Consider the following 11,747-nt stretch of genomic DNA (forward strand, 5'->3'; position numbering starts at 1 on the left):
GCTCAATGCCTGATGTCGAACAGCGCGCGGCCCGTGGGAGTCAGCTTGCAGACCAGCCAGTCGGGCTTGATCGGATTCTCGAACCAGGGTTCGGCCCAACCGGCCTTGATGCAGGATTCGATGGTATGGGCGCTGATCTGCTGGCCGTGCTCATCGAACAGCGGCAGTTTTCCACCCGGCTGGCGCAGGCCTCGACGCAGATAGCGCAATTGCGCATCCGACGGCTTGCCCTGAGCCATGCGAACGAACCGGCTGTTATCGGCCATCGCCCCCTCCTGCTCGGCTGTATCCTATGTGATGCGCCGCCCGGCCGGCAACACCAGCCCGGCCCAGTGCCCCAACATTTGCGAACGGATCGCATATGGCTTAAAGCAGGGCGGTGACCGACACCGCCGCCCCATCCCCCGTGACCGCCCCGCTGCTGCGCAACCGCCAGACGGCGACCTGGCTGGCGTTCGCTGCGCTCGTCGCCCTGGTGATTGCTGCGCCGATCCTGGCCATCCTGGTCAACCTCGGCCGGCCGGCGCCCGATGTCTGGCAGCATCTGGTCTCGACGGTATTGCCCGAGATGCTGCGCAATACGGTGCTGCTGATGGTCGGCGTCGGGCTGGGTGCGATGGCCATCGGCACCGGTTGCGCCTGGCTGGTGACGATGACGGAATTCCCCGGCCGGCGCCTGCTGTCCTGGGCGCTGTTCCTGCCGCTTGCCATGCCAGCTTATGTCAGCGCCTTCGTCTACAGCGACCTGCTTCAGTTTGCCGGACCTGTGCAAACCACACTGCGCGAAACCTTCGGCTGGCAGCGCGGCGACTACTGGTTCCCCGACTTCATGTCGCTGCAGGGCGCCATCGCGCTCTTCATCTTCGGCTTCTACCCTTACGTCTTCATGCTGACGCGCGCCGCCTTCCTCGATCAGTCGGTCTGCGTGCTGGAAGTGGGCCGCACGCTCGGCCTCGGACCGTGGACGCGCTTCTGGCGCATCGCCCTGCCACTGGCGCGGCCGATGATCGCCGGCGGCGTGGCGCTGGTGCTGATGGAAACGCTGGCCGATTTCGGCGCCGTCAGCTGGCTCGGCGTCCCAACCTTCACCACTGCGATCTATCGCACCTGGTTCGGCATGGGCGACGTGACGGCCGCAGCGCAACTGGCCGCCGTACTGCTGATCTTCGTGCTTGCCGCGGTCATGCTGGAGCGCGCCAGCCGGCAGGCCAAGCGCTTCCACCATACATCGGCACGCACGCGACCGCTGCCGCTGCGCCCGCTGCCGCCGCTGCAGGCGACGCTGGCGATTCTGGCCTGCCTGTTGCCGATCCTGCTCGGCTTCCTGCTGCCGGGCGGCTGGCTGGTGCATCTGGCGTGGGAGGAAGGCGACGGCTTCAGCTTTGGCCGGCTCGCCGGTTTCACGGCCAACAGTTTTATCCTCGCCAGCGTTTCCGCAGTTTTGCTGATCGTGGTAGCGCTCGGCCTCGCCTACATGCATCGCATCACCAGCAATCGTGCCGCCAACTGGCTGATCCGTCTCGCGACCATGGGCTATGCCGTACCGGGTTCGGTGATCGCCATCGGGGTGTTGCTGCCCCTCGCCGCGTTCGATCATGTGATCGACCACTGGCTGGAAAAGCTGTTCGGCATTTCCTCCGGCCTGCTGCTGAGCGGCACGGTCGCGGCATTGTTCTATGCCTATCTGGTGCGCTTCCTGGCGGTGGCCTTCAACGCGGTGGATGGCGGGCTGCACCGCATACGGCCAAGCCTTGATCAGGCCGCCCGCGTGCTGGGCGAAACGCCGCTGGGCGTCGTACGCCGTGTTCATGCTCCGCTGCTGCGCGGCAGCCTGCTGACCGCCGCCCTGCTGATTTTCGTCGACGTTCTGAAAGAACTGCCAGCCACCCTGATCGTGCGGCCGTTCGATTTCGACACCTTGGCCGTCCGGGTTTACCAACTGGCCAGTGACGAGCGTCTGGCCGAGGCTTCCACCGGCTCCCTGATCATTGTGGCGGTGAGCCTGATTCCCGTAATCTGGCTGCATAGGGTGGTGGCGCGATCTCGTCCGGGCGATTCGGCCTGAGGTGGCCTCCCGGCGACATCCGCCGATCACGCAACAGTTGCAGGGTTCGAGATCATGAGTAATCCAGTCAGTGACATGCTTATGCAGCAGGCCGGGGTTGGTACCGACCCGGTGGCAGCGGCAGTGGCCATTGCCAATCAAGGTAATCTCGATGCCGCCCAGCAGATGCTGCAGGATGTGCTGAAGCGCACGCCGAAGCATGCCGAAGCGTGGTTCCGTCTTGGCCAGGTTCATGCCTCGCGCAACGAGTTCAAGCCGGCTATCCAGGCTTTCAAGCGTACCGTCGGCATCATGCCGCAGGCTCCTGAAGGCCATGTGCATCTGGGCAATACCTATCTGCGCCACGGTCGTCCGAGCCAGGCGGCGCAGGCCTATCGCGAAGGCCTGAAGTTCCATCCCGGCTATGCGCTGCTGCATTTCAATCACGGCGTGGCCCTGAAGCAGCTGGGCGATGTCGCCATGGCGATTGCCGCTTACAATGCGGCGATCACTCTCGACCCCAATTACGCGCCGAGCCATTTCAGCCTGGGCAACGCCCTGCGGGAAAGCGGCAAGCTGCAGGAAGCGGAAGCCAGCTATCGCCGCGCCATCGCGCTACAGCCCAACTATACCGGTGCATATGTCAACCTCAGCGGCATGTTGGCGGCGCAGGAGAAACATCTCGAGGCGCTGGAAGCCGGCTTCGCTGCGCTGAAGCTGGACCCTCATCAGCCCGACGCCCTGCGCAACGTCTCGATGTCACTGTACAAGCTCGGCCGTTTTGCCGAAGGCGTGCAGGTTGCCCTGCTTGCCCTCAATGCTTTGCCCGACAACACGATCTTCCAGTATCACATGGGCGAAATGCTCTACGGCCTGATGCGCAGCGGCGACGAAGCCAAGGCGCGTGAGCATGCCGCGCAATGGAAAGCTGCTTTCCCGGACGACCCGGTGGCGCAGCATATGGCCTCGGCCGTGCTCGGTGGCCAGGTGCCGGAGCGCGCCGGCGATACCTATGTGCGCGAGACCTTCGACCGGTTCGCCGCCGATTTCGAGACTGTGTTGGGTGGCCTCGGCTATCGCGTGCCTGAACTGCTCTGCACCGCGATCAAGGATGAAATGCCGGGCCGCACTGGCCTGTCGGTGCTGGATGCCGGCTGCGGCACCGGACTCTGCGCACCCTTCCTGCGTCCGACGGCAAAGTCGCTGGTCGGCGTCGATCTGAGCGGTGGCATGCTGGAGAAGGCGCGCGCCCGCAAGATTTACGACTCCCTGCACGAAACCGAACTGGGCGTGTTCCTCGCCAAGACAAGCGACCGTTACGACGTTTCGGTGGCAGCCGACGTGTTCTGCTATTTCGGCGCGCTGACGCCGAGCTTCACGGCGCTCGCAGCGAAGATGACCCCGCAAGGCGTGTTCGGCTTCACGGTCGAGGCGATGCCGGAAGGCATGCATGTCGCGGAGGGCTATCGCCTTGGCCCGACCGGGCGTTACCAGCATGATGAGGCCTACGTGAAACAGGCGCTGGAGCAGGCCGGCTTCAGCCTTCTGCGCTTCGATCAGACGCACGGCCGCGAAGAGATGGGGCAGCCGGTGCCATGCTTCATGGTGCTCGCCCGCCGCGCCTGATCCGCTCAGGCTCACACGCTCGGCGCTGCAGTCCGCAGCGACCGGCGCCCCAGTATTGTTCCCGGCGCCGGTCGCTTTGCCGGAACGGAGCGCCATACCGATCATGACCGTCAGCCAGCAGACCACGCTCCACCCTCGCCAGATTCCGAATTTCATCCCGGAATCTCCGTTCAAGCGCGAGATGAACGGCCGGTTCCGCGACGAGATCCAGGATTTGCGCCGCCATGTCATGGACATGCACAGCACCGGCCATGAACCGATCTGCTCGACGCAGATCCTGGGCGAAGCGCGCGACCTGATGAACTACACCAATGACGCCGCGGCCGTGCGCGCCCGACTGGACGACCTGCGTGCGACGCTGAGCCAGCCGAACCAGGATTATGCCTACGAGCAGTCGGCCGAGGATGGCTCCTGGGGTGGCTGCTACAAAGCCTGGTATCTGCGGCTCGATGCCAGCGTCGATCCGATGAAGGAACTGGTGGAGGCCGGGAAACGCCCGCCGCATCCGCTGCGCTTCTTCGAACCGGTCAATACGCCGGAAAAAATGCGCAGCTATCTGGACAGCCTGCTGATCTCGGACGTCAAGGCAACCGGGGTCGACAACCGCAAGGAACTCAACTACGCGATCACCAGCTTGGCGCAGATCCTGTTCAAGCCGAAGGTCGCCGCACTGCTGCCCGACGGCACGCCGGTGAAGAAACTGGCCGCCACGCTGCAGGATTTCCTCGACAACAAGGCACAGAATCCGGAAACCGGCTTCTGGGGTGCCTGGTACACGATCGACGGCGAGCTGAAGAAAACCAACGATCTCAGCATCACTTTCCATGCCATCAGTTACCGCTCGGACGACCCGCCGCATATGCGCGAACTGGCCGATACGCTGTTTGCCATGCGCGCCGACCGCTATCCCTATGGCTGGCGCGACCAGGGCAAGCAGAACAACCATCATGCCTATGACGTCGCCCGCCTGCTGCGCCGTACCTGGCCGTATATGACGGCAGAGCAGCAGGCGCGTGCAACCGCCGAACTCACCGTCATGGTCGCACGTTCGCTCAATATCTCGATCCGCTCAGACGGCCGTTTCGACGACGAGCCTTATACGAGTCCGGCCGAGGCCTATTACTTCGGCGTGTCCTTTCTGGACGAAGTGGGCTTCTTCCGCCCCAGCCGCCGCTTCTGGACGCCGCTGGAAACCAGCGATGCAGACTCGCTGCGCGCCGTGCTGCTGCAGCATCTGCAGAAGATGGATCAGCGCAACGCCGTGGTGACCGCGGCCCTGCGCAAGCTGACTGCTACGGACTAAATTTTCTTCCAGTCTAATCGCCGGGTGCTGCAGGCACAAAAAGGGCGGGGTTTTCCCCGCCCTTCGTGTCGTCGGTATCTCCGGCTGTTACGTCCAGCCGGCCAATTACTTCCAACCAGCCCTGTCCATCAGCTTGAGCGCTTCTTCGTTGTTGCGGCCGAAGACAGCGGCGCTGATCTGATCTTCCTTGAAGTTGCCCCAGGCCTGGATCACCGGGTGCAGCGGCACGCCGGCCACCACCGGATACTCGTAATTACCCTTGGCGAAGTAATTCTGTGCCTCGGGCGAGGCCAGGTATTCGAGGAACCTGATGGCATTCGCCTTGTTCGGCGAATGCCTGGCCACGCCGGCACCGGAGATGTTCACATGGGTGCCACGGTCGCCCTGGTTCGGGAAGATCACCGCCAGCCTGGAGGCCACGTCCTTCTCGTCCGCCTTGGACGAGTTGATCAGGCGCGCGAAGTAGTAGGTGTTCGACACCGCCACATCGCCTTCGCCGGCTGCGACTGCCTTGAGCTGGTCGGTGTCGCCGCCCTTCGGCGCACGCGCCAGGTTGGCAACCACATGCCTGGCCCAGATTTCGGTCGCCTGCGCGCCGAGCGTGGCGATCATCGAGCCGACCAGCGACTGGTTATACACGTTGGTGGAGGAACGGATCAGCAGGCGGCCCTTCCATTTCGGATCGGCGAGATCCTCGTAGCGGGCGAGATCGCCCGGCTTCACCTTGTCCTTGTTGACCACGAAGACACGGGCACGCTTGGAGAAGCCGAACCAGTGGCCTTCGGGCTCGCGTAGATTGGCGGGGATCGCCTTCTCCAGCGTGGCGTTCCTGATCGGCTGCAGCAGGCCGTTCTGCTGCGCGCGCCACAGGCGGCCGGCATCCACGGTAATCAGCACGTCGGCCGGACTCTTGTCACCCTCGGCGCGCATGCGCTGCAGCAGCGCATCCTCGCTCGCCTCGATGCGGTTGATCTTGATGCCGGTCTGCTTGGTGAAATTCTCGTACAGCGCCTCGTCGGTGTCGTAGTGGCGCGAGGAATACAGATTCACGACCTTGTCCTGCGCGGCAGCTACCTGGGGCAGGATGACCGTGGCGCCGGCAGCGAAGCCGAGCAGCAGTAAGCGTCGGGAAAGCGAAGCGGTAACGAAGCGAGCGAGCATAAATGGCTCCTGGAAGGTGTTTCTGCGAATGACTTGCAAACGATATGTAGCACCGGCTTGTTGCGACTGCAACGCAGAGTAAAAATCACATATACCTCATCGAAATCCCTGTCCGGAGAGGGTTTTCCATCCAGTTACGGACAAAAAACGTGCATGCCAGCCCGAAGCTGGGGTATTCAGCGGGAAGCTGACACCTCAAAGCTGGCAAATGATTCAATGCCCTACTTGGCAGACCCGCTGCGCGAGACCTATCAGCCCGGCCTGATTCTGCTCAGCCTGGCGGTAATCTTCTTCGCCGGCTTCACCGCCCTCACCCTGGCCGGCCGTTTCCAGACCAGCACCGGCCGCACCCGCACCGGCTGGCTGTTTGGCGCCGCCATCGCGCTGGGCGGCGGCATCTGGGCCATGCATTTCGTTGCCATGCTGTCTTTCGATATGGGCATGCCGGTGCGCTACGCACCGGGCATGACGATCGTGTCCTTCCTGGTCTCGGTGGCGGTGGTGGCGCTCGGCCTCGCCATCGTCGCCATCCGGCCCGACAGCCGCTGGAGCCTGCCGATCGCCGGCACCGTCACCGGCCTCGGCGTCAGCGCCATGCACTATACCGGCATGGATGCGATGCAGATGGGCGCCCTGATCCAGTGGGACTGGAACCTGGTGTCACTGTCGGTGGCGATCGGCATCGCCGCTTCGGTGGCAGCGCTGTGGCTCTCGTTCAATTCGCGCACGCTGCGGTCCAAGCTCATCGCCTCGGTGCTGATGACCATTGCCGTCGCCGGCATGCATTACACCGGCATGGCGGCGGCCAGCTACACGCCGCTGCATGGCGCGCTGACACCGGCCGAAGGCGTTTCCTCCGAAATCCTCGCCATCGCGGTGGCATCGGCCTCCTTCGGCATCCTGTTCCTCGCCCTGGTCGCAGCAATGTTCGACGAGACGCTGGCCAATCGCGCCCAGGCCGAGGCGTTGCGGCTGCGCCACATGAACGAGAAGCTGGAAGCGATGGTGGCCGAACGCACCATCGAACTGCTGAAGGCCAAGCAGAGCGCCGAACGCGCCAGCAACGCCAAGACCGATTTCCTCGCCAGCATGAGCCACGAACTGCGCACGCCGCTGAATGCCGTGATCGGCTACAGCGAGCTGCTGATCGAGGAATCCGAGGCGAAAGGCCAGAAGGACGGCCAGGGCGATCTGGAGATCATCCGCTCGTCAGGCAGGCATATCCTGGCGCTGATCAACGATATCCTCGATCTGGCCAAGATCGAGGCCGGCAAAATGGAAATCGCCGTCGACCGCGTGCGCCTGAGCGAGTTGATCGATGACTCGCTGGCGGTCTGCCGCCGTCAGGTCACGCAGAACGGCAACAAGCTGGCGATCGAACTCGACAGCACGCTGACCTTTGTCGACACCGACGTCACCAAGCTGCGGCAGGCCATCATCAATCTGCTCAGCAATGCCGGCAAATTCACCAAGGACGGCGAGATCGCGCTGACCACGCGCGGTTACCGGCACAACGGCGCCGAGTGGGTCGAGATCGCGGTGCGCGATACCGGCGTCGGCATTGCACCGGAATACCACGCCGCCGTCTTCGAGGATTTCCATCGCGGCGACAGCAACACTGCGCGTCATCATGGCGGCACCGGCTTAGGGCTTGCGCTGAGCCGCCGCCTGATCCGCCTGCTCGGCGGCGACATCATCCTGGACTCGGCGGCCGGCCGGGGCTCGCTGTTCGCCATCCGCCTGCCTGCCCATATCGCCGACACCGCACCTGCCGTAGCCGCGGACTGACGCCATGACCAAGCTGCTGATCGTCGAAGACAATCCCCACAACCGCGACATGCTGGGCCGCCGCCTGCAGAATCGCGGTTATACGCTGTGCTACGCCGAAACCGGCGAAGCCGCACTCGACATCGCACAGCGCGAACTGCCCGATCTGGTGCTGATGGATATCGGCCTGGGCGACGGCATCGACGGGCTGGAAACCACCCGGCGGCTGAAGCATATCCCGGCGACCTCACGCATGCCGGTGATCGCGCTGACCGCGCATGCGCTGGCGACCGACCGCGAGCGCAGCCTGGAGGCCGGCTGTTCCGACTATGATACCAAGCCGGTCGACATGCCGCGCCTCTTGGCGAAGATCGAAGCTTTACTGCCTGCCGTCAGGAATTAGTCGGCTGCCCTATTAGTCCGCAGCTATGGCCGTGCGGCCCTCACCGGCCGCCGACAGCACGTCGCGCAGGGTGATGAGCGAGACCGGCTTCTGCAGCACGCCGGCGATGTTCAGCCCCTGGCTGCGGCCGATTTCGAGTGCCGCCCGTGCATAGGACGGGTTATGGCCGGTGATCACATAGATCGCCGCCTTGCACTGCTGCCCGATCAGCCACTGGATCAGTTCGATGCCATCTTCTTCCGGCATCACGATATCGAGGCAGACGATGGCCGGCTGCGCCTGGCGGTAAGCGTCGCGGAAGGAGGCCGCGGTGTCGACCAGATCGACGTGAAAGCCCTCCTTCTCAGCCACGCGCCGCACGAAGTTGCCGAAGTCGAGATGATCGTCGACGACGAGAATCCGCCTTGCCGCGGGAATCGCTGGGGAGGTGTTGTCAGTCATAACCAGTTCAGCATGCCATATTGCAGTGGCAAAGGAACGCCCTCTTTTCCACGGGAATGCGTATTCCCGTCACATCGCTGTGCGTTTATCGCCAGAAAAGCCGGGCGATCAAAACCCAAGGCTGTGGATGAAGCCGGTCAGCGCCTTCAGCGTTGCAGCGGGCTGGTCGCGCTGCGGCGAATGACCGCAGCCGGGAATCAGCAGGGTTTCAGCCGCCGTCCTCTGGCGAATGCTCTCGACCTGGGCAGCCGTACCGTATTCGTCGTCTTCGCCCTGGATTACCACCACCGGCACTTTGATGCGGTCGACATAGGCTTCGATATTCCAGTGGTGGAACTCCGGGTTGAGCCAGGAGTCGCACCAGCCGCGGAACGCACAGTCGACATTGTCGCCATGATACTTCGCCAGCCGCGCCTTCAGGTCACCCTCGGCATAGGCTTTGTCGGCGGCGCGGATCGAGCGGACGGAAACGTCTTCGCAGAAGACATGCGGCGCCATCACGGCGACGCCCTGCAATCCGTCGCGCTCTTTTGCGCCCGCATAGATCAGCGAGATGGATGCGCCATCGGAATGGCCGATCAGGATATGCGACTGGATGCCAAGGGCGGCAAGAAGATCGGGCAGTCCCGCTTCGCCTTCGTCATGCATGTAGGTGATCGGTCGCGGCAAGGCGCAAGCGCTCGAACCACCATAGCCGATGCGGCTGTAGACCAGCGCCGGCAGACCGGTCGCCTGCGCCACCTGATCCGGGAAGTCCTTCCACAGCGTGACGCAACCCAGGCCTTCATGCAGGAAGACCAGCACCGGCAGCGCAGCATCCCGAAGCGCGGAACCTGCCCAGCGATACTCGATGCGGCCCGCCGGCGTGTCGACAAACTGAACTCCGGCCATGCCGATCAGGCGCGCAGCTTGAAGCGCTGGATCTTTCCGGTCGCCGTCTTTGGCAGCTCGGGCACGAATTCGATCCAGCGCGGATATTTGTACGGCGCGAGACGGTCTTTCACGAACATCTGCAGCTCGCCGATCAGTGCTTCTTCCGCCGTGAACTCCGCTTTTAGCACCACATAGGCCTTGGGCTTCACCAGCTCATCGGTATCGGCATGCGCCACCACGGCGGCTTCCAGCACCTTGGGATGCGCCAGCAGTGCAGACTCGACCTCGAACGGCGAGACCCAGATGCCGCTGACCTTCAGCATGTCGTCGCTGCGACCGCCATAGGTGTAGTAGCCATCCTTGTCGCAGATGTATTTGTCGCCGGTACGCGTCCATGGCCCGTGGAAAGTCGCAAGACTTTTCGTGCGGTTGTTCCAGTAGGCAACGGCGCAGCTCGGCCCGCTGACCAGCAGCTCGCCGATCTCGCCCGGCGCGACATCCTTGCCGTCATCGCCGACCACGCGCAGATCGTAACCCGGTACGGCCTTGCCGGTGGTGCCGTAGCGCACTGCGCCGGGACGGTTCGACAGGAAAATATGCAGCATCTCGGTCGAGCCGATGCCGTCGAGGATTTCGACGCCGAAGGTCTTTTCCCAGCGTTTGCCGATATCTTCCGGCAGCGCCTCACCCGCCGACACGCAACGGCGCAGCTTTGCCGAGCCGCTGTCCTTGCCGATGTTCTGATCGGCGAGGATGCCCGCATACAGCGTCGGTACGCCGTAGAAGATGGTGGCCTGATGATCCTTGAGCCGCTTCATCACTGCCTGTGGCGTCGGCCGCTCGGCCATCAGCACGCCGGTGGCGCCGACATGCAGCGGGAAGGTCATGGCATTGCCCATGCCATAGGCGAAGAACAGTTTCGCCGCCGAGAAGACGACGTCGTTTTCCTGGATACCCAGCACCTCTTCGGCATAGAGCACGCAGGTATGCACGATGTCGCTGTGCAGATGCATGGTGCCTTTGGGCGAACCGGTCGAGCCCGACGAATACAGCCAGAAGCCGATATCGTCCGGCGTCGTCGCAGCCGTTTCAAGCTGGTCGGACTGTTCCTCCAGCAGCTTGGCGAGCGGCGCGACTGTCGGCGGCACCTGGCCGGAGATCAGCACCTTTTCCAGATAGGGCTGGCCGGAAATGATCGGGCGGAAGCGCTCCATCAGCGCATCCGACACACACAGCACGACGGCGCGGCTGTCGCGCAGCATGAAGTCGTAATCCGGCGTGGTGAGCAACGTGTTCACCGGCACCGGCACGGCGCCGATCTTGATCGCGCCCCAGAACATCGTCGGGAAGTCGATGCTGTCCAGCATCGCCAGCAGCACGCGCTGCTCTGGCTTCACGCCCTGCGCCTTCAGCAGGTTACCGGCACGGTTCACGCGCGCCGCCAGCTCGGCATAGGTGTAGCTGCCCTTGTCGTCGATGAAGGCGGTCTTGCCGCCGCGCCCTTCAGCGATATGACGATCGATGAAATGGGTCGCGGCGTTATACCGCCGCGGCAGCTCCAGAAAGCGCGGCATGGGATCCTCCCGGAAAATTTTGTTTGTTATGCCGCCCGCTATGGAAGCAGGCGGTTACGCAGCCTTGGCCAGCGGTGCGACCTGCTCGGCCCATTCCAATGCCCAGACAACGCCGTCTTCTTCCGGCAGCGAACCGCCCGAGGCGTTATGCTGCATGCGGTCGCCGATCATGGTGGCCTTCAGGCTGCGCAGCGCATCCTCGAACTGCTTGCCGCCATGATTGAAAGTGTCCTGATAGGTGGTGTCGCCCAGGCCGATCACGCCGATATATTTGCCGCTGAGATCGGGGCGCACTGCCAGCAGGTCGGCGATGAAGTCGCGCGCATTGTCCGGCACATCGCCCTGGCCATAGGTCGAGGTGACAATGAGGAAGGCGCCGGGACGCTGGAACACGTCGGCCTTCAGGTTGTCCATCAGCAGGATGTCGACGCTGTGGCCCTTGCCTTCCAGCGCCTTCTTGACGTCGCCCGCCACCAGCTCAGCCGTGCCGGTCATGGTGCCGACCAGAATGGATACCTGCATGAACAGCTCCTCAACGCTTCAAATTGGTAGTGA

At 63.5% G+C, this 11,747-nt stretch carries 11 protein-coding genes; 5 read left to right on the forward strand and 6 right to left on the reverse strand.

Annotated features, from left to right (window positions below):
• Positions 1–2: 2 nt before the first annotated feature.
• Positions 3–266, reverse strand: coding sequence for a hypothetical protein (locus CTR53_RS02885; protein WP_367158935.1), 264 nt, complete (start codon positions 264–266; stop codon positions 3–5).
• A gap of 113 nt (positions 267–379) precedes the next feature.
• Here CTR53_RS02885 and CTR53_RS02890 point away from each other — a divergent pair, with 113 nt between their 5' ends.
• From CTR53_RS02890 to CTR53_RS02900, 3 genes are all read left to right on the forward strand, one after another.
• Positions 380–2,065: an iron ABC transporter permease gene (locus CTR53_RS02890; RefSeq protein ID WP_290809292.1), complete on the forward strand. Its 1,686-nt coding sequence runs from the start codon at positions 380–382 to the stop codon at positions 2,063–2,065.
• Between the two features lie 54 nt (positions 2,066–2,119).
• Positions 2,120–3,670: a tetratricopeptide repeat protein gene (locus CTR53_RS02895; protein ID WP_290809293.1), complete on the forward strand. Its 1,551-nt coding sequence runs from the start codon at positions 2,120–2,122 to the stop codon at positions 3,668–3,670.
• 103 nt (positions 3,671–3,773) lie between these two features.
• Positions 3,774–4,973, forward strand: coding sequence for a hypothetical protein (locus tag CTR53_RS02900; protein WP_290809294.1), 1,200 nt, complete (start codon positions 3,774–3,776; stop codon positions 4,971–4,973).
• Between the two features lie 105 nt (positions 4,974–5,078).
• Here the strand turns inward: CTR53_RS02900 and CTR53_RS02905 are convergent, their stop codons facing one another.
• Positions 5,079–6,134 carry a Fe(3+) ABC transporter substrate-binding protein gene (locus CTR53_RS02905; protein ID WP_290809295.1) on the reverse strand — a complete coding sequence of 352 codons (1,056 nt, stop codon included), beginning with the start codon at positions 6,132–6,134 and terminating at the stop codon, positions 5,079–5,081.
• Between the two features lie 216 nt (positions 6,135–6,350).
• Between CTR53_RS02905 and CTR53_RS02910 the strand changes: the two genes are divergently transcribed.
• Together CTR53_RS02910 and CTR53_RS02915 are read left to right on the forward strand one after the other, a co-directional pair.
• The gene (locus CTR53_RS02910) at positions 6,351–7,922 is read left to right on the forward strand and encodes an MHYT domain-containing protein (RefSeq protein ID WP_290809296.1); all 1,572 of its coding nucleotides are present in this window, start codon (positions 6,351–6,353) and stop codon (positions 7,920–7,922) included.
• A 4-nt stretch (positions 7,923–7,926) separates the two neighbouring features.
• A complete protein-coding gene (locus tag CTR53_RS02915; protein ID WP_290809297.1) occupies positions 7,927–8,304 on the forward strand; it encodes a response regulator in 378 nt (125 codons plus the stop codon).
• Positions 8,305–8,316: 12 nt separating this feature from the next.
• On the opposite strand, the gene CTR53_RS02920 is transcribed toward CTR53_RS02915, so the two are convergent.
• The 4 genes from CTR53_RS02920 to CTR53_RS02935 form a co-directional block, all read right to left on the reverse strand.
• On the reverse strand, positions 8,317–8,745 hold the full coding sequence (locus CTR53_RS02920; protein WP_290809298.1) for a response regulator: 429 nt from the start codon (positions 8,743–8,745) through the stop codon (positions 8,317–8,319).
• Positions 8,746–8,853: 108 nt separating this feature from the next.
• Positions 8,854–9,636, reverse strand: a complete 783-nt coding sequence (locus tag CTR53_RS02925) for an alpha/beta hydrolase (RefSeq protein WP_290809299.1) — start codon at positions 9,634–9,636, stop codon at positions 8,854–8,856.
• Positions 9,637–9,641: 5 nt separating this feature from the next.
• A complete protein-coding gene (locus tag CTR53_RS02930) occupies positions 9,642–11,192 on the reverse strand; it encodes a benzoate-CoA ligase family protein (protein WP_290809300.1) in 1,551 nt (516 codons plus the stop codon).
• Between the two features lie 54 nt (positions 11,193–11,246).
• Entirely contained in the window at positions 11,247–11,714 is a 468-nt protein-coding gene (locus CTR53_RS02935) for a flavodoxin domain-containing protein (protein WP_290809301.1), read from the reverse strand.
• Positions 11,715–11,747 lie beyond the last annotated feature (33 nt).

Origin of the sequence: Ferrovibrio sp. (assembly GCF_002796975.1) — a bacterium.
Lineage (GTDB): Bacteria > Pseudomonadota > Alphaproteobacteria > Ferrovibrionales > Ferrovibrionaceae > Ferrovibrio.